The following is a 396-nucleotide window of genomic DNA, read 5'->3' as shown; positions in this document are numbered from 1 at the left end:
ATGCGCTCGGCTGGACGCATCACTCGGTCGGCTCGCAGATGATTCGCACGGGCGCGATGGTGCAACTGCTGCTGGGCAATATCGGCGTCGCGGGCGGCGGCATGAACGCGCTGCGCGGACACTCGAACATCCAGGGCCTGACAGACCTCGGCTTGATGTCGAATCTGCTGACGGGCTATATGACGCTGCCGAACGAGCCCGAGCAGGACTACGAGGGCTACATCAAGAAACGCGCGTCGCAGCCGCTGCGGCCCAATCAGCTGAGCTACTGGAAGAACTACCGCGCGTTTTACGTCAGCATGATGAAGTCGTGGTGGGGCGATGCCGCGACGGCCGACAACAACTGGGGCTATGACTATCTGCCGAAGCTCGACAAGCCGTACGATCTGCTGCAGG

Annotated in this window: 1 pseudogene; it reads left to right on the top strand. The window is 62.1% G+C overall.

Features of this window, described 5'->3' with window-relative positions:
- Nucleotides 1-396: pseudogene (locus VSR68_RS42620) on the top strand (formate dehydrogenase-N subunit alpha); the annotation flags it as partial.

The organism is Paraburkholderia phymatum (genome assembly GCF_038900715.1).
In the GTDB taxonomy this organism is placed as follows: Bacteria; Pseudomonadota; Gammaproteobacteria; order Burkholderiales; family Burkholderiaceae; genus Paraburkholderia; species Paraburkholderia phymatum_A.
Note: the sequence above shows the minus strand (reverse complement) of the source record. Positions and strands in the feature narration are given on the sequence as shown.